At 59.4% G+C, this 17,506-nt stretch carries 17 protein-coding genes; 8 read left to right on the plus strand and 9 right to left on the minus strand.

Translation table 11 applies throughout. The features are described from left to right. Window positions 1-132 precede the first annotated feature (132 nt). On the minus strand, window positions 133-318 hold the full coding sequence (locus CQ002_RS07430) for a hypothetical protein (protein WP_012724166.1): 186 nt from the start codon (window positions 316-318) through the stop codon (window positions 133-135). A 310-nt stretch (window positions 319-628) separates the two neighbouring features. On the opposite strand from CQ002_RS07430, the gene galU reads away from it, so the two are divergent. Then, window positions 629-1,468 carry a UTP--glucose-1-phosphate uridylyltransferase GalU gene (galU, locus tag CQ002_RS07435; RefSeq protein ID WP_003173830.1) on the plus strand — a complete coding sequence of 280 codons (840 nt, stop codon included), beginning with the start codon at window positions 629-631 and terminating at the stop codon, window positions 1,466-1,468. Between the two features lie 105 nt (window positions 1,469-1,573). Beyond that, window positions 1,574-2,932: a glutathione-disulfide reductase gene (gene gorA / locus CQ002_RS07440; RefSeq protein WP_105162302.1), complete on the plus strand. Its 1,359-nt coding sequence runs from the start codon at window positions 1,574-1,576 to the stop codon at window positions 2,930-2,932. Here the strand turns inward: gorA and CQ002_RS07445 are convergent, their stop codons facing one another. Then, window positions 2,933-3,940, minus strand: a complete 1,008-nt coding sequence (locus tag CQ002_RS07445) for a DNA-binding protein (RefSeq protein ID WP_105162301.1) — start codon at window positions 3,938-3,940, stop codon at window positions 2,933-2,935. Window positions 3,941-4,110: 170 nt separating this feature from the next. Between CQ002_RS07445 and CQ002_RS07450 the strand changes: the two genes are divergently transcribed. The 3 genes from CQ002_RS07450 to ahpF all read left to right on the plus strand — a co-directional run bounded on the left by CQ002_RS07450 (window position 4,111) and on the right by ahpF (window position 7,428). Further along, window positions 4,111-5,067, plus strand: coding sequence for a site-specific integrase (locus tag CQ002_RS07450; protein WP_105162300.1), 957 nt, complete (start codon window positions 4,111-4,113; stop codon window positions 5,065-5,067). 105 nt (window positions 5,068-5,172) lie between these two features. After that, window positions 5,173-5,736: an alkyl hydroperoxide reductase subunit C gene (gene ahpC / locus CQ002_RS07455; protein WP_010210361.1), complete on the plus strand. Its 564-nt coding sequence runs from the start codon at window positions 5,173-5,175 to the stop codon at window positions 5,734-5,736. A 126-nt stretch (window positions 5,737-5,862) separates the two neighbouring features. Continuing rightward, complete coding sequence (ahpF, locus tag CQ002_RS07460) at window positions 5,863-7,428, plus strand: alkyl hydroperoxide reductase subunit F (protein ID WP_105162299.1); 1,566 nt, start codon at window positions 5,863-5,865, stop codon at window positions 7,426-7,428. A gap of 94 nt (window positions 7,429-7,522) precedes the next feature. On the opposite strand, the gene gloA is transcribed toward ahpF, so the two are convergent. Next, a complete protein-coding gene (gene gloA, locus CQ002_RS07465; RefSeq protein WP_034105176.1) occupies window positions 7,523-8,044 on the minus strand; it encodes a lactoylglutathione lyase in 522 nt (173 codons plus the stop codon). Between the two features lie 196 nt (window positions 8,045-8,240). Here gloA and CQ002_RS07470 point away from each other — a divergent pair, with 196 nt between their 5' ends. Next, window positions 8,241-8,777: a DUF4946 domain-containing protein gene (locus CQ002_RS07470; protein ID WP_034105178.1), complete on the plus strand. Its 537-nt coding sequence runs from the start codon at window positions 8,241-8,243 to the stop codon at window positions 8,775-8,777. Window positions 8,778-8,889: 112 nt separating this feature from the next. Here the strand turns inward: CQ002_RS07470 and CQ002_RS07475 are convergent, their stop codons facing one another. The 3 genes from CQ002_RS07475 to CQ002_RS07485 all read right to left on the minus strand — a co-directional run bounded on the left by CQ002_RS07475 (window position 8,890) and on the right by CQ002_RS07485 (window position 11,947). Beyond that, complete coding sequence (locus CQ002_RS07475) at window positions 8,890-9,255, minus strand: histone-like nucleoid-structuring protein, MvaT/MvaU family (protein ID WP_034105180.1); 366 nt, start codon at window positions 9,253-9,255, stop codon at window positions 8,890-8,892. Between the two features lie 198 nt (window positions 9,256-9,453). Beyond that, window positions 9,454-10,995 carry an EAL domain-containing protein gene (locus CQ002_RS07480; protein ID WP_034105182.1) on the minus strand — a complete coding sequence of 514 codons (1,542 nt, stop codon included), beginning with the start codon at window positions 10,993-10,995 and terminating at the stop codon, window positions 9,454-9,456. Window positions 10,996-11,077: 82 nt separating this feature from the next. Beyond that, window positions 11,078-11,947: a LysR family transcriptional regulator gene (locus CQ002_RS07485; protein WP_098466536.1), complete on the minus strand. Its 870-nt coding sequence runs from the start codon at window positions 11,945-11,947 to the stop codon at window positions 11,078-11,080. Window positions 11,948-12,024: 77 nt separating this feature from the next. Here CQ002_RS07485 and CQ002_RS07490 point away from each other — a divergent pair, with 77 nt between their 5' ends. Continuing rightward, window positions 12,025-12,948, plus strand: a complete 924-nt coding sequence (locus CQ002_RS07490; RefSeq protein WP_105162298.1) for a DMT family transporter — start codon at window positions 12,025-12,027, stop codon at window positions 12,946-12,948. Window positions 12,949-13,193: 245 nt separating this feature from the next. Continuing rightward, the gene (gene hppD / locus CQ002_RS07495) at window positions 13,194-14,270 is read left to right on the plus strand and encodes a 4-hydroxyphenylpyruvate dioxygenase (RefSeq protein ID WP_034105188.1); all 1,077 of its coding nucleotides are present in this window, start codon (window positions 13,194-13,196) and stop codon (window positions 14,268-14,270) included. A 56-nt stretch (window positions 14,271-14,326) separates the two neighbouring features. Here hppD and rarD read toward each other — a convergent pair whose 3' ends face one another. The 3 genes from rarD to CQ002_RS07510 all read right to left on the minus strand — a co-directional run bounded on the left by rarD (window position 14,327) and on the right by CQ002_RS07510 (window position 17,428). After that, window positions 14,327-15,208, minus strand: a complete 882-nt coding sequence (gene rarD, locus CQ002_RS07500; RefSeq protein WP_105163135.1) for an EamA family transporter RarD — start codon at window positions 15,206-15,208, stop codon at window positions 14,327-14,329. A 226-nt stretch (window positions 15,209-15,434) separates the two neighbouring features. Continuing rightward, window positions 15,435-16,445 carry an aldo/keto reductase gene (locus tag CQ002_RS07505; RefSeq protein WP_069023787.1) on the minus strand — a complete coding sequence of 337 codons (1,011 nt, stop codon included), beginning with the start codon at window positions 16,443-16,445 and terminating at the stop codon, window positions 15,435-15,437. Window positions 16,446-16,525: 80 nt separating this feature from the next. Beyond that, window positions 16,526-17,428, minus strand: a complete 903-nt coding sequence (locus tag CQ002_RS07510; protein WP_034105190.1) for a LysR family transcriptional regulator — start codon at window positions 17,426-17,428, stop codon at window positions 16,526-16,528. Window positions 17,429-17,506: the final 78 nt, after the last annotated feature.

Genomic DNA, 17,506 nt, shown 5'->3' on the forward strand with positions numbered 1-17,506 from the left:
TCGAGGGTGTTGAAGGGGCGCTGACACTGTCGTGGGGCGTTCCGGCGAGATTATAGCGAACTGCCATCTACGTACAGGCAAACACAAAAAAAGCCCCGTTCTCCGGGGCTTTTTTGCGCAGGGCGTTGAGGCTTACTTGCCTTTCGGCCGTTTGCTCGACGCGTGGCCCGCTTCGTCCACAAACACTTCCGCTACAGCGATAGCCTGGCTTTCACTGGCGAATGCCCCAGCGACGCTGTCGCCATGGAAGTTGATCAGGTGCCAACCGTCCGCTCGCTTGGTGATCAGGTAGCCGTTCACGCCTTTTGGTTCTGACATCTATCAAGTATCTCGTGGTCTGGTTCAAGGGCCTAATGATAGCGCCAAATGCCGCGGGGCCGCGCAAGTTATTCTAGGTCAGTGTTCCAGGCCTGAAAGCGTGCTAAAAAGGTTGCAGCCCTTTGAAACATTGAGGTGCAGGCATTTTTTGCCGTGCCGGTGAAAATACGCGGTCCAACTTGAGCGGAACTTACGCCGACATTTTTTCTCTATGATGACATCGCAACGCCAGCAGGACCCATTGTAAGGTGACTGCGGCCTCATTAGACTGCGCCGAATTCCGTACGCACAGCCCTTTGTAAGGACCCATATGATCAAGAAATGCTTGTTCCCAGCAGCCGGTTACGGCACTCGCTTCTTGCCAGCGACCAAGGCCATGCCCAAAGAGATGCTGCCGGTGGTGAACAAGCCACTGATTCAGTACGGCGTCGAAGAGGCACTGGATGCCGGTCTGAACGAAATCTCCATCGTGACCGGTCGCGGTAAGCGCGCACTGGAAGACCACTTTGACATCAGCTACGAGCTGGAAAACCAGATCAAGGGCACCGACAAGGAAAAATACCTGGTTGGTATCCGTAAACTGCTCGACGAGTGCTCGTTCTCCTACACCCGTCAAACGCAGATGAAAGGCCTCGGCCACGCCATTCTCACCGGCCGTCCACTGATCGGCGACGAGCCGTTCGCCGTGGTACTGGCAGATGACCTGTGTGTGAACCTGGAAGGCGACGGTGTGCTGACCCAGATGGTCAAGCTCTACCAGAAATACCGTTGCACCATCGTTGCAGTGATGGAAGTGAACCCGACCGAAACCAACAAGTACGGCGTGATTGCCGGCGACGACATTGGCGATGGCCTGATCCGCGTACGTGACATGGTTGAAAAGCCAGCACCGGAAGACGCGCCTTCCAACCTGGCGATCATCGGTCGTTACATCCTGACCCCGGACATCTTCAAGCTGATCGAAGAAACCGAGCCAGGCAAGGGTGGCGAGATCCAGATCACCGACGCCCTGCTCAAGCAAGCCAAAGACGGTTGCGTGATTGCCTACAAGTTCAAGGGCCAGCGTTTCGACTGCGGCGGCGCTGAAGGCTACATTGAGGCAACCAACTTCTGCTACGAGCACTTCTACAAGACGGGCAAGGCTTACTGATTCACGGTGTAAGCGGCCTGTTCTAAAAAAGCCACCTTCGGGTGGCTTTTTCGTTTTTCAGCCCCATGTAAGTCGGTATGCTGATGTCCTGCCGAGGAGAGTGAAATGGCCTACGATTTTGACCTGTATGTAATTGGCGCCGGTTCCGGCGGTGTTCGCGCGGCGCGCTTTGCCGCAGGCTATGGTGCCAAGGTGGCCGTGGCGGAAAGCCGCTACTTGGGCGGGACTTGCGTCAACGTCGGTTGCGTGCCGAAAAAGCTGCTGGTGTACGGCGCGCATTTTGCCGAAGATTTCGAGCAGGCCAGCGGGTTTGGCTGGTCCCTGGGTGAGGCGAACTTTGATTGGGCGACCCTCATTGCCAACAAGGATCGCGAGATCAACCGCCTCAATGGTATCTACCGCAACCTACTGGTCAACAGCGGTGTGACCTTGCATGAGGGGCATGCGCGCCTGATTGATCCGCATCAGGTCGAGATCAACGGCGAGCGTTTTACCGCCAAGCACATCCTGATCGCGACGGGTGGCTGGCCGCAGATCCCGGAGATTCCAGGCCGAGAACACGCTATTGGCTCCAATGAAGCGTTCTTCCTCAAAGAATTGCCCAAGCGCGTCCTGGTCGTCGGTGGTGGTTACATTGCCGTCGAGTTCGCGGGGATCTTCCATGGCCTGGGCGCACAGACCACGCTGCTGTATCGCGGCGACCTGTTCCTGCGCGGCTTCGACGGTTCGGTGCGCACGCACTTGAAAGAAGAGCTGACCAAGCGCGGCCTGGATTTGCAATTCAATGCCGACATCGAGCGCATCGACAAACAAGCCGACGGTAGCCTGAAGGCAACGCTGAAGGACGGCCGTGTGCTGGAAGCCGACTGCGTGTTCTACGCCACGGGGCGTCGTCCGATGCTGGATAACCTGGGGCTGGAAAACACCGGCGTGAAACTCGACAAGCGCGGCTTCGTCGAGGTGGATGACCTGTACCAGACCGCCGAAGCATCGATCCTGGCGATCGGCGACGTGATCGGTCGTGTGCAGTTGACTCCGGTCGCCCTGGCCGAGGGCATGGCCGTGGCGCGCCGCCTGTTCAAGCCTGAACAGTATCGTCCGGTGGATTACGCGATGATCCCTACGGCGGTGTTCAGCCTGCCGAACATCGGCACCGTGGGCCTGACCGAGGAAGAAGCGAAAGAGAAGGGCCACAAGGTGCAGGTCTTTGAAAGCCGTTTCCGGCCGATGAAGCTGACCCTGACGGAGTGCCAGGAGAAGACCCTGATGAAGTTGGTCGTCGACGCCGACACCGACCACGTGCTGGGCTGCCATATGGTCGGTCCGGACGCGGGTGAAATCGTGCAAGGGCTGGCAATCGCGCTCAAGGCGGGCGCGACCAAGCAGCATTTCGACGAGACCATCGGCGTGCACCCCACGGCGGCGGAAGAGTTCGTCACCATGCGCACGCCAGTGGCGGGCTGATCAGGCTTTGGAGGTTGCCTCTGGCGTCGCCGCAACGGCGGCCGCCAGGCGCAATGCCTCGATACTGGCCTGGGCCTTGATCAGCTCCAGCTCCAACGCCTTGTTGGTGTGCTGGTGTTCAGTCAGCGCTTCCTGGCGAGACTGGCTCTCCAGCACCGCGACACGCAGGCGCTCCTGAAGCAGGGTGCGCTCGCTGTCGATCAGGCCGACCTGTTCGCTCAACTTGAGTTGTTGGGCCTGATCTTTGCGGGATTGCTCCTGCAGCGCCGTTAATTCCTTCACGGTTACCCGATGCTCAATCAGCAGTCGCTCATTGTCGCGGTGCAGCTGGGTGATTTCATCCTGGCGCACCATGGCGCTCTGCTGCGCCTGGCGCAGTTCAGCCTGCACCTGCTGCAACTGGCCTTCGTGGCGACGCTGTTCCTGCTCGCGCTGCTCCTTGATTGCAGTGCGGTAGTGCTCCAGGGCGTCCCGGGCATGCAGGTGCTTTTCTTCCAGTGAACGAATCTGTTCGTCCTTGTCGTTGATCCGTAACTCGTAATCGCTGCACGCCTGGCTCAGCCCGGCGTTACGGGTTTGTTCGGTTTGCAGGCTGGTGCTGGCGGTGTGCAGGGCGGCGCTTTCTTCTGCCAGGGCGGCGGTTTGAATATCGAACTGTTGCTTGAGTTGGCCATGGGCCTCTTCGAGGGCTTGCACCTGAGCGAGCAGGGCGGCTTTCTGCTGTTCGAACTGCGCCAGGGCCAGGTCGATCGGCTCCTGGGCTTTTTCTTTCAGGCGTTGGGCCAGCCGTGCCACCAGTTCACCCAGCTCGTCGTCTATAGGGGCTTCGGTGATGGTGACGCGGGTTTCGCTCTCATCCAGTTCCTTCAAATAGCGATGAATCGTGGTTTTCGAGCCGGTATTGCCCATCTCGATGCGGACTGCATCGATGCTGGGGTTTTCGCCGCGGGCGAGGATCGCCAGGCGTGCCGTTTGAACTACTGCTTTGTTGATGCCGCCGCGAGCCATGGGGTCTCCGTCGATTTCGTAATGTGGTACGTATCATGTATTTACATACTATATCACGTGTGAAAATTCTTTGAAATCCGTTAATTATCAGATGGGATATTGGCGTATTATCCCGTGTCATACGCATTTAGTCCGCGAAAGCACCTGCCAGCAGTACGAATAGGCCTCCCATGAGCGATCTGGATCGTTACCTCAACGCCGCCACCCGCGATAACACGCGGCGAAGCTATCGCGCGGCGATCGAGCATTTCGAAGTGAGTTGGGGCGGTTTCCTGCCGGCAACCAGCGACAGCGTGGCGCGGTATCTGGTCGCCCACGCCGGCGTGCTGGCCGTCAATACCTTGAAGCTGCGGCTTTCGGCATTGGCCCAGTGGCATACAAGCCAGGGGTTTCCCGACCCGACCAAGGCGCCGGTGGTGCGCAAGGTGCTCAAGGGCATCCGTGCCGTGCACCCGGCGCAGGAGAAGCAGGCCGAGCCGCTGCAGCTCAAGCACCTGGAGCAGGTGGTCGCGTCGCTAGACGCTGAAGCGAAGGCGGCGGCACAGGCGCAGGACGCGCCGCGGTTGCTGCGTGCCAAGCGTGACACCGCGCTGATCCTGCTGGGCTTCTGGCGCGGCTTTCGTAGCGATGAGCTGTGCCGGCTCGACATCGAGCATGTGCAGGCTACGCCCGGCGCCGGCATCAGCCTGTACCTGCCGCGCAGCAAAAGCGACCGCGACAACCTCGGCAAGACCTACCACACGCCAGCACTGCTGCGCCTGTGCCCGGTGCAGGCCTACAGCGAATGGCTCAGCGCCTCGGCCCTCGTTCGTGGCCCGGTGTTTCGCGGTATTGATCGCTGGGGCAACCTGGGGGAGGAGGGCTTGCACCCCAACAGCGTCATCCCACTGCTGCGCCAGGCGCTGGAACGTGCCGGCATCCCCGCCGAGCAATACACCAGCCACTCGTTGCGCCGCGGCTTCGCCACCTGGGCCCATCGCAGTGGCTGGGACCTGAAGTCGTTGATGAGTTACGTCGGCTGGAGCGACATGAAATCTGCCATGCGCTATGTTGAAGCGACGCCCTTTCTGGGCATGACCTTGGCCACCCACTGCTTTGAGATTTCTTCTATTAATACAGTCACCTGATAGGGAAAACCAATCGTCAGCATCAGGTTTGCCAATGAGCCATCGGCGCAGAGAGTGGGTAGGATTCATCTCATCAACTTCATAACCCCTGACGGAGAGTCAACGATGCCTATCATCAACAGCCAAGTAAAACCGTTCAAAGCTACCGCATACAAAAACGGCAACTTCGTAGATGTGTCTGACGCTGACCTGAAAGGCAAGTGGTCCGTTGTGTTCTTCTACCCAGCCGACTTCACCTTCGTTTGCCCAACCGAACTGGAAGACCTGGCTGACAACTACGCCGAATTCCAGAAACTGGGCGTCGAAATCTACAGCGTGTCGACCGACACCCACTTTGCCCACGCTGCCTGGCACAACACTTCGCCAGCCATCGGCAAAATCCAGTACACCATGATCGGCGACCCAACCCTGACCATCTCCCGCAACTTCGACGTACTGATCGAAGAAGCTGGCCTGGCAGACCGCGGTACGTTCGTGATCAACCCAGAAGGTCAGATCAAGATCGTTGAGCTGAACGACGGTGGTGTTGGCCGTGACGCTTCCGAGCTGCTGCGCAAAATCAAGGCCGCTCAGTACGTAGCTGCCCACCCAGGCGAAGTATGCCCAGCCAAGTGGAAAGAAGGCGAAGCCACCCTGGCTCCGTCCCTGGACCTGGTCGGCAAGATCTAAGTCGTGAAGTCTCAAGGGCGGTATTCCGCACTTAAGTAAGCTGCATCCGCCCTCGAAACGCCCGGGCGAGATTCGCTCGGGCGTTTTTTTGTCTGCAATAAACCGAATTAATAGGAAATCGCCCGTATGTTGGACGCCAATCTTAAAGCTCAGTTGAAGTCATACCTGGAACGGGTCACCCAGCCGATCGAGATCGTCGCCTCCCTCGACGACGGTGCGAAATCCCAGGAAATGCTTGCCCTCTTGCAGGATGTTGTCAGCCTCACCACGCTGATTACCCTGAAAACCGATGGTGATGATGCGCGTAAGCCTTCGTTCTCCATCAACCGCCCGGGTGCCGATATCAGCCTGCGTTTTGCCGGCATCCCCATGGGCCATGAATTCACTTCGTTGGTGCTGGCCCTGCTGCAAGTCGGTGGCCACCCGTCGAAGGCCAGTGTCGAAGTGATTGAACAGATCCGCGCCCTCAAAGGCGAGTTCAGCTTCGAGACCTACTTCTCGCTGTCTTGCCAGAACTGCCCGGACGTGGTCCAGGCGCTGAACCTGATGGCTGTGCTCAACCCCAACATCCGCCACGTCGCCATCGACGGCGCGCTGTTTCAGGCTGAAGTCGACGAACGCCAGATCATGGCGGTGCCAAGCGTGTACCTCAATGGTGTGAACTTCGGCCAGGGCCGCATGGGCCTGGAAGAAATCCTCGCGAAGCTCGACACCAGCGGTATCGAAAAAGCCGCCGAGAAAATCAGCGCCAAAGACGCCTTTGATGTCCTCGTCGTCGGCGGTGGCCCAGCCGGTTCGGCGGCAGCGATCTATGCCGCACGCAAAGGTATCCGCACCGGCGTCGCTGCCGAGCGGTTCGGCGGGCAGGTGCTGGACACCATGTCCATCGAGAACTTTATCTCGGTACAGGAAACCGAAGGCCCGAAACTGGCCAGCGCCCTGGAAGCCCACGTACGCCAGTACGACGTGGACATCATGAACCTGCAGCGCGCCAGTAGCTTGATCCCGGCGAAAAACGCCGGTGACCTGCACGAAATTCGTTTTGAGAGCGGTGCGACCCTCAAGTCCAAGACCGTGATCCTGGCCACCGGTGCCCGCTGGAGAGAAATGGGTGTGCCGGGCGAGCAGGAATACAAGGCCAAGGGTGTTTGCTTCTGCCCGCACTGCGACGGTCCGCTGTTCAAAGGCAAGCGTGTCGCGGTGATCGGCGGCGGTAACTCCGGCGTCGAAGCCGCCATCGACCTGGCCGGTATCGTCAGCCACGTGACCCTGCTCGAGTTCGACAGCAAGTTGCGCGCCGACGCTGTTTTGCAGCGCAAGCTCTACAGCCTGCCTAACGTCGACGTGATCACCAGTGCGCTGACCAGTGAAGTGAAAGGCGATGGCCAGAAAGTCACGGGCCTGGCGTACAAGGATCGAGACAACGGCGAGTTCAAGACCCTCGATCTGGAAGGGATCTTTGTACAGATCGGTTTGCTGCCAAACACCGACTGGCTCAAAGGCACCGTAGAGCTGACACCGCGCGGCGAGATCATCGTCGATGCCCGTGGCGAGACGTCACTGCCCGGCGTATTCGCTGCCGGTGACGTCACGACGGTGCCGTACAAGCAGATCGTGATCGCGGTGGGTGAGGGTGCCAAGGCTTCCTTGAGTGCTTTCGATCACCTGATCCGTACCTCTGCGCCTGCATAAACCCAGGGCCCGGAAATGAAAAAAGCCCCATGAGTGATCATGGGGCTTTTTTTTGTGTTCTGCCGGAGCGGGCTCCTACAGACTTTCGTGACGATTACATCGGCGCTGGCTGAATGATTTCAACCCAGTACGCATCCGGGTCCTTGATGAACGCCAGGCTCTTCATGCGGCCGTCGGTCAGGCGCTTCTGGAAGTCGCAGCCCAGGGCTTCGAAACGCTCACACGCCGCAACGATATCCGGCACCGAGATGCAGATATGGCCAAAGCCGCGCGGGTCGGTGTTGCCGTTGTGGTAGGCGAAGTCGGCGTCGTTTTCGGTGCCGTGGTTGTGGGTCAACTCCAGGATGCCGGGGATCGACTTCATCCACTGGGTACGCTCGGCGGCGTCAGCGGGGATCTGGGACTTGTCCACCAGGGCCAGGAAGTACAGGCTGAATTCGGCTTCCGGGAAGTCACGTTTTTCAACCAGGGAAAAGCCCAGGACGCGGGTGTAGAAGTCCAGCGACTTGGTGATGTCCTTGACCCGCAGCATGGTGTGGTTGAACACGAAGTGGGCGGTGGCGGTGTCAGGTTGGGCGGTGACGCCCGGGAAAGTGTTCAGTTCGTGCAGGCTCATGGGCCCTCCAGAAAAAATGGGGCAAACGCGGCTCTAAGATGTGAGCGGTTCCTTGGCTTGCGGCTGGCATCCGTGCAGCCGGGCCATGATACGCAAGGCTCGCCCCGGGCGCCAAATGAAAAAGCCCTCGCAGGCCTTGCGGCCCATGGGCGCCGGGGCTCAAACTTTGGCCCTTGGACCTTGAGTATTGTGCATGATGATCGAACTTCGTAAACCGCTGTTGAGCGTCGTGTGTTTGCTGTTGGCCAGCCCCCTGGCCATGGCGGCCGACCCCGAGATTCATTGGCCCAGCGGCTGGCAGATCGAAGAGGTCGTGGCTGACGGTGAGGCGCCAGTAGCGCCACGGCCCGTGTCTCGGCAGCGAGCAATCAAGAATGATGAAAATGGCGCGACCCTGATGGTCATCGAATTGACCGGCACGCCGATTGAAACGGGCCACAAGGTTAATCTCCAGGGGGTATTGCTGGAGATGCGCAAGTCCATCCAGAAAGACTTTGCCCAGGGAGGGTATCAAAGTGTGTGCAGCAAGATGCGCCCTACAACATTGAGCCGCCTTGAAGCGCTGGAAACTACTTGCGTGGTTACCGAGAACGGGCGTCACGTGCTTTCACAAACATTGGTCGGGGCGGTTGATACCGATAAGGCCTATGTTTTTTCATACGCGGGGCAGGCCGCTGCGTACGAAGCCAGCAAGGATGAAGTCAGTTCGGTGCGCGATAGCCTGAAACTTTAAGTGTGTAACAGGCGTCCATGCTGAACATAATGAAACGTTATTTAAGTTCGGATTCGAACGATTGAATTAAAAAAAGCCCCGCATCAGCGGGGCTCTTTATTAGTGCAGGCGATCAGCCGCGAAGCCAGGAATCTACAGTGGCGGCGCCGTACTGTTCTTTCCAGGCCTTGAGGCCACGGTGGTTGCCGCCTTTGGTTTCGATCAGCTCACCGGTGTGTGGGTTCTGGTAAACCTTGACCACGCGAGCGCGGCGCTGTTTGGGTGCGGTAGCGGCAGCAGCGCTGGACTTGCCCGGGTTCGGATCAAGGATGGAAATGATATCGCGCAGGCCTTTGCCATAGCTTTTCATCAGGGCTTGAAGCTTTTCTTCGAATTCGATTTCTTTCTTCAGGCCGGCGTCGTTCTTCAGGGATTCCAGCTGGGCAAGCTGCTCTTGAAGGGCTTTTTCTGCTGCGCGAAATTCGGCGAGTCTGGACAAAATCTGTACTCCAATAGTGTATTTGGCTGATATCAACTGCAGACAAAGCTATAAGCCAAGCGCTTTAAGGCGACTCAAGAAAGAAGCCGTCCCGCGAATTCTGCACAGGCAGGAAAAATTGTAGTAGTTAATGTGCCACGAGTAAATCATGTCTTTTGTTTGAACAACATTATTTCCGCCCAGGTAGTGCAGGGGTATTCAATGGCGGCTCAGGGATTTAATAAATTCATCGCAGGGTAAAGGCTTTCCGAACAGGTAGCCCTGCAGGAAATCCACGCCTTGAGCCGCCAGGTATTCGCACTGTTGCGTGGTTTCCACACCCTCTGCAACGATGCCCAAGTCAAGCTTGCCGGACAGTTCTATGATGCTGTCCAGAATATGCCGTGATAGTGCATCGGCACCGATCATGGCGACAAAACTCTGGTCGATCTTCAAGTAGTCCACATTGAAGTTACGCAAGTAGCCCAGGCTGGAATGGCCGGTACCAAAGTCATCAATGGCGATCATCACCCCCAGTTGGTGCAAGGCGTCGAACAGGCGACGGGTGATGTCGGTGGGCTCGATCAACTCACGCTCGGTCAACTCCAGCACCAGGGTTACCTGGCCGACGGGAAAGGCCGCGAGAAACTCACGGCAGTCGTCCACCAGCGCCAAATCCTGGCAGTGGCGTGCGGTGATATTCACGCCAATATGAAAGCCAGGGCTGAATCGCGCGGCATGGGGCGCCAGTTGCGTGGCGGTCTGGCGCAGCAGCGCACGCGTCATCGGCACGATCAGGCCTGAATGTTCGGCCAGGGGGATAAACAAGTCGGGGCGCACCAAGCCTTCCTTGGGGTGTTGCCAACGCATCAGCACTTCGCATCCTGCCCACTCGCGCGTATCACCCCGCACCACCGGCTGGAAATACGGGATGAACTCATTGGCCCCCAGCGCCCGTTGCAGTTCGTGAGTCGGTGCCGAAGAGCGCTTTTGCAACCAATGTGCAAGCACGCCCGCCAGCACGCCGAAGAACACCACCAGGCTGAACACCGCTGGGTATCGGGCTCGCATGTAACGCCACACTTCACCGGCAGGCATGCCTGCATCGACGCTGTAGTGATAGCGTTCGGACGCCAAGTGATGATGGGCCACGGCAAACGTCGGTACTGCGGTGTCATGCACTTTGCCATCGGCGCCCAGCCAATTCGGGCCGACCTGCAGTACCAAGTGGGCGAACCGGCTGATCAGGCGCAGCGCATTAGTGAGGTGGTAACCGTCAATCGACGCAAAAGCGGCTTTGTCACCGTCTACCAGTCGGTAAACCAGGAGTGCGGTGTCCGGCGTCACCGGGTTGCCATTCATCAACCATAACCGCCCGTCCACGTAGTCGTCCGGGTTGACCGGTGATTCGTAGTCGCTGCCAAACAGCGAGCTGCAGTAGATATTTTTTTGCCAGGACAAGGTCGTTGCACGCACGAACGGCCGACGCGTGACTTGTTCGCGCAGGGCCAGTTTCGCGCTGTTATCGCAGGGCTGGCCCGCCAACGGTAGCAAGGCCTGGGCAGCGAGGGCAGTGTTGTCGAGCATCAGATCGAACTGGCGCACCGCCTCCTGGGCAGTCTGGGCGGTATTTTGTTCCAGTGTGCGTTCGGCCTGCCAATGCAGAATGACCACCCCGAGCGCAATGGGTAGCAACACACTGAGTGACGTGATCAAGTAACGAGTGGCGCGTTTTCGCGGGCCGTTGACGGTCAGGGGCATGAAGGGAACGGCCTGCTGCAGGGATCAGATTCAATCGATAATAGATGGCTGGGCCAGAATAAGCTCGGCGAGTGTCGAGTTGCTACAGTTCCAGTCCTTGGGCGATACGTATAAACGCGAGCGCCGCTGGCGAAGACTGGCGCCGATCCAGAACCGCCAGGCCAACCCGGCGCGACACGCGGGGTGCCAGCGCGCGTTGCACGTAGCGCGAATCGCGCCCAGCAGGCAACGATGCCTGCGCCACTACGCTTACTGCATCCCCGCGGCTTACGGTTTCCAGGGTACTCAGCAATTGCGAGCAGCGATAACGCACATTCGGGGTCAGCCGCGCCTCATTGAACAGGCGTACCACCAGTTCAGCGGAGCCGGCCTCCGTCAGCGCGAAAGGGTCGCTGCACAGATCCTTGAGGCTCACGTGTTCGCAGGTTGCCAGCCTGTGATCGGCCGGCAGCAGCGCCACCATCTGATCCTCGAACACCGCGAAGGTATCGAAGCGCTCCTGCTCCAGCACCACAAAACCAATATCAATCCGGCGCTCGTCAAGCCAATGGATCACTTGCCTGTCGGGCCCCTCGTCCACATGCACTTCGATGCCAGGGTATTCCAGGCGAAAACAGCTGAGGATCTTCGGCAGCAGGTAGGTCGAGGCGGTCGGGCCGAATGAGCCGATTCGCAGGGTCCCGCGTTTCATGCCACGCGCGTCCGCCGCTTCCTGTTGCAGGGTATTGGCCAGCCCCAGCATCGCCCGTGCGCGCCCCAGTAGCTGCGTGCCAATATCGCTGAGCTCCACGTGGGCCTGGTGGCGCCTGAACAACGCCACCCCCAGTTCCTGTTCCAGGCCTTTGATCGCGTGGGACACCGCCGACTGGCTGATACCAAGGCGGTGAGCTGCACTGGTAAAGCCCTGCAGTTCGGCAACCAGCGAGAAAATTTCGAGTTGGGTCAGAGTCATGAGCAATTACTCATTTTACGATGACACCGTATTACCAGAAGAATGCAGGGGTCCTCAAGCCATTAGAGCCTCAGCCCGTGCATTCACCCTCGGATCGCATCATTTACGTGAAGTTGGCCGCCGTCACCATGATCTGGGGCGGCACCTTCGTGGCCGGTCGCTATTTGACCGGCGCACTCGACCCCTTGCTGGCGGCAAGCCTGCGGTTCGTACTGGCGAGCCTGGCCCTGCTGGCATTCATGGGGTGCGCCCGTATTGCCTTGTCCCGCCCCAGTCTTCGACAGATGGGGCAACTGGCGATACTGGGTTTCTTTGGCATCTTTTTCTACAACCTGTGTTTTTTCTATGGGTTGCAGTTCATCAACGCGTCGCGGGCCTCATTGATCGTGGCGTTGAACCCGGCGGTGATCGGGCTGGCCTCCTGGTGGTTGTTCAAGGAGCGCCTGGGTGCCATCAAGGTCATCGGTATCGCCTTTTGCCTGGCCGGCGCCGCCGTGGTGATTGTCAGTCGTAACCCGCAGGTGCTGAACCCAGCAACCCAGACCTGGCGTGGAGATCTGTTGATCTTCGGGTGCGTCGTGGGGTGGGGCGTCTACTCGCTGTGTTCCCGTGGGCTGAATCAGAGCCTCGGCCCGTTGCAGACGGTCACCTGGTCGATACTGCTGGGTACCCTGATGCTCATCCTCACCACACTGGTCCTGGGGCGAGTGACGCTTGAGGCCATTGGCAGCCTGCAGTTACCGCAGGTGCTGAGCCTGGCGTACCTGGGCGTGCTGGGCTCGGCACTCGCCTATATCGGCTATTACGATGGCATCCGGCGTATCGGGGCGACGCGCTCCGGCGTGTTTATCGCGCTTAATCCACTCACGGCGGTGATCTGTGGCGCCCTGCTGCTCGACGAACAGTTGACCCTACCGATGCTGGTGGGCGGCGGGGTGATCCTGCTGGGCATCTACCTGTGCAACAAACCCCTTGCACGGGGCAGGGCAATGGGGATTTGATAAGAGTACGGACAAACACTGTTACGCTGTGTAGAATCGATTTACGCATACAAGAATATGGACTTGCGCTCACGCAAGCCTAAGCCGTCAGAGACTGATGTAACCATGAAGCTACTCGGCTCCCCCCTCATCTTTGGTGACTTCCTCGCCCGCAGCGTGCGAGGCCTCTCCTGTGCGCCGCCCGTGCTCCTCATCCTTGCTGGCAATTGAAACCTTCAAACACAAGAATGATGAGGCGCCAAATCATGGCAGATCTATACGAAAACCCAATGGGCCTGATGGGCTTTGAATTCATCGAGTTCGCGTCGCCGACGCCGGGCACCCTGGAGCCGATCTTCGAGATCATGGGCTTTACCAAGGTCGCGACCCACCGTTCCAAGAACGTGCACCTGTACCGCCAGGGCGAGATCAACCTGATCCTCAACAACGAACCCAACAGCATCGCCTCCTACTTTGCGGCCGAACACGGCCCCTCGGTGTGCGGCATGGCGTTCCGCGTCAAGGACTCGCAAAAAGCCTACAACCGTGCCCTGGAGCTGGGCGCGCAGCCGATCCACATCGAAACCGGCCCGATGGAACTGAACCTGCCGGCGATCAAGGGCATCGGCGGTGCGCCGCTGTACCTCATCGACCGTTTTGGCGAAGGCAGCTCGATCTACGACATCGACTTCGTGTACCTCGACGGCGTAGAACGCCACCCTCAGGGCGCAGGCCTGAAGGTCATCGACCACCTGACCCACAACGTCTATCGCGGCCGCATGGCCTACTGGGCCAGCTTCTACGAGAAACTGTTCAACTTCCGCGAAGCGCGCTACTTCGATATCAAGGGCGAGTACACCGGCCTGACCTCCAAGGCCATGAGTGCACCGGATGGCATGATCCGCATCCCGTTGAACGAAGAGTCGTCCAAGGGTGCCGGGCAGATCGAAGAGTTCCTGATGCAGTTCAACGGCGAGGGCATCCAGCACGTGGCTTTCCTCACCGACGACCTGGTCAAGACCTGGGACGCGTTGAAGAATATCGGCATGCGCTTCATGACCGCGCCGCCCGACACCTACTACGAAATGCTCGAAGGCCGCCTGCCAAACCACGGCGAGCCGGTGGATCAGTTGCAGGCACGCGGTATCCTGCTGGACGGTTCTTCCATCGAAGGCGACAAGCGCCTGCTGCTGCAGATCTTCTCGGAAACCCTGATGGGCCCGGTGTTCTTCGAATTCATCCAGCGCAAGGGCGATGATGGGTTCGGCGAGGGCAACTTCAAGGCGCTGTTCGAGTCCATCGAGCGCGACCAGGTGCGTCGTGGTGTGTTGACCGCCGAGTAAGTAAAAAAAAAGCCCGGCCGAGGGATGTCCCGGCCGGGCTTTTTATTGCCTGCGCATCAGGCCTTGCGCTGGCGCACCAAATGCTTGAATCCTTCAAACACCAGCACCATCACCGCCAGCCAGATCGGGATGTAGGTCAGCCATTCGCCGCCCTTGATCCCCTCGCCCAGGATCAATGCCACGCCTAGCAACAGCACAGGCTCGACGTAGCTGAGCAGTCCGAACAGGCTGAACGCGAGCAACCGACTGGCGATGATGTAGCTCACCAGCGCCGACGCGCTGATCAAGCCCAGCATGGGGATCAACGCGTACAGCTTCGGGTGGGCCTCCATGACCGCAAAGCCTTGCTCACCGCTCTGCACGAACCACCAGGCCACCGGCAGCATCAGCGCCATGTCCAGCCAGAGACCGCCCAGGTGGTCGGTCTTGAGGTATTTGCGCACGATGAAATAGACCGGGTAGCCGATGATCACCACCAGCGTTGCCCAGGAGAAACCGCCAGCCTGATACAGCTCGTTGACCACTCCAAGGGCTGCAAGAAATACTGCGATTCGTTGCAAGTAGGACAGCTGCTCGCCCCATACCAGGCGCCCCGTCAGCACCATGGTCAGTGGCAGCAGGAAGTAACCGACCGACACATCCAGACTGCGCCCGTTCAGCGGCGCCCACATGAATAGCCACAGCTGCACGCCGAGCAAGGCAGAAGAGAGCAACACACCCGCGATCAGGCGCGGACTGCCCGCCAGCACGCGTACCAGCTCCCACACGCGCCGCCATTCGCCGCTGACGATCATGAAGACCGTCATGCACGGCACAGTGAGCAACATGCGCCAGCCGAAAATCTCCAGGCCGCTCAATGGAGTGAGCAATGATGTGAAGTAATACATCACGGCAAACAGCACCGAGGCCAAGACCGATAACACAACACCTTTAGACACACTGTCCTCGCGAAAAACCATTGATACAAAAGAGGGGGGATTTCAGCAGGGGATTATGGTGCTTTTGGCGAGAGAGGGTTGCGCTGTTTTGGGGCGTTTGACGCAAAATATTTTTACGCGCAGGTGTTTGGTTCAAACCCTGTGGCGAGCGGGCGTGTCGTGGTGAGCGGGGCAGGCCCGCTCGCCACACTGGGTTTTGCCAGTGCAAAAAGCCAGGTTTCCCGGCTTAGGCGCGCGCTACGCGACCCGATACAAAGTGCCCCACATCATTGAACCCTGGCGTCGACGAATGCCCCGGTGTCACGAGCGAGTCAATGAACGCCTCGTCCTGCGTCGTGATCTTCACGTCCAATGCGCCGATGTAGGCATCCCATTGCGCCTCGGTGCGCGGCCCGACAATCGCCGAACTCACCGCCGAGTTGTTCAGTACCCAGGCAATCGCAAACTCCACGATGCCCACGCCACGGCCTTGGGTGTACTGCTGAATCTGCTGGGCGATGCGCAGGGACTCCACGCGCCATTCGGTTTCCAGGATACGTTTGTCCTGGCGCGCCGCGCGGCTGCCGGCCTCAGGGGTGACGTCCGGAGCGTATTTACCACTGAGCACGCCACGCGCCAGCGGGCTGTAGGGCACCACCCCCAGGCCGTAGGCAGCCGCAGCGGTAATCTGCTCGACCTCGGCCTGGCGGTTGACGATGTTGTACAGCGGCTGGCTGATCACCGGCTTGTCGACGCCCAGGCGTTCGGCCACGCGAATCACTTCGGCAATGCGCCAGCCGCGATAGTTGGACAGGCCCCAGTAACGGATCTTGCCTTGGCGAATCAGGTCGCCGATCGCCGATACCGTGACTTCCAGCGGTGTGTCGTGGTCTTCGCGGTGCAGGTAGTAAATATCGAGGTAGTCGGTGTCGAGGCGGCTGAGGCTGGCTTCCAAGGCATTGAAAATGCGCTTGCGGCTCAAGCCACTGCGGTTGGGCAGGCCATCGGTAGGGCCTATCGCCACCTTGGACGCGACTACCCAGTCCTCGCGATGGCGCGCAATCGCCTCGCCAACGATTTCCTCGGAGCGCCCACCGGTATAAACGTCGGCGGTGTCGATGAAATTGATCCCCTGGTCCCAGGCCTTGTCGATGATGCGCAGCGAGTCCTCGGTGTTGGTCTGTTCGCCAAACATCATGGTGCCCAGGGTCAAGGCGCTGACCTTCAACCCGGACTGGCCCAATGTGCGGTAGATCATGGATAACTCCTCAAGGCAGGGAAACGTGCCCATGCAATACCAGACTCAGAGGCTCTGGGACAAGCCCTGCGCGCGTTTCTTCATGTGCTCAGCAGTGTCTTGCAACGCGCCTGTAGAAAGCGATGCAGCACCTTCACCCGTTCCGATACTTGCAGGCGGTGGGGGCACATCAGGTTGAACGGCGTGGGCTCACCCTGCCAATCCGGCAGCAAAGGCACCAGGCGACCAGCCTTGATGTCCTGGGCAATATCCAGATTGGCCTTGTAGGCGATGCCGTGACCGGCCAAGGCCCAGCGCCGTACGATTTCACCGTCATCGCTCAGGTAGTCGCCCGACACCTCGACCTCCTGCAGCACCGTGCCCTGGCGGAAGTACCACGTGTTGTTCGCGCGGCCCTGGCGCATGTAGCGCAGGGTGTTGTGCTGCGCCAGGTCAGCCGGCGTGAGGGGGGTGCCATGGCGCGCCAGGTAATCCGGGCTGGCACAGGGGATGCGGTGGTGATCGGGCACCACCGGCAGTGCCACCAGGCTGGAATCCCTGGGCACGCCAAACCGCAGGGCGATGTCGACGGTGTCGCGAAACAGGTCGGCATTGCTGTCGTTGAGCAGCAATTGCAGGCGGATAGTGGGATGTTCGAGTTTGAACTCATCCAGCCAGCCCAGCAGCACATTGCGCCCGAAATCCGAGGGCGCCGCCAGTTGCAGCAAACCGCTGAGGCTCTGGCCTTGCTGCTTGATCGCCTGTTCGCCCTCGGACAGCGCTTCCAATGCGACGCGCACGCTCTCGAGGTAGCGCCGGCCTTCTTCAGTCAGCCGCATGCTGCGGGTCGAGCGTGCCAGCAGGCGAATACCCAGGCGGGTTTCCAGGCGCTTGAGCGCGATGCTGGCAGCGGCCGGGGTCAAGCCCAGCCCGCGTGCAGCGGCAGACAAACTGCCGGTGTCGGCGGTACGCACGAACACTTCAAGGTCAAGGGTCGAGCTCATTTGTAAAAATCCTTTAAAGATCTTGTCGTTTTACCGGGATTTTTCGTCGATTACCAAGCTGTAAAGATGAACGCTCAC

Source organism: Pseudomonas sp. MYb13 (assembly GCF_002980075.1).
GTDB classification, from domain to species: Bacteria; Pseudomonadota; Gammaproteobacteria; order Pseudomonadales; family Pseudomonadaceae; genus Aquipseudomonas; species Aquipseudomonas lurida.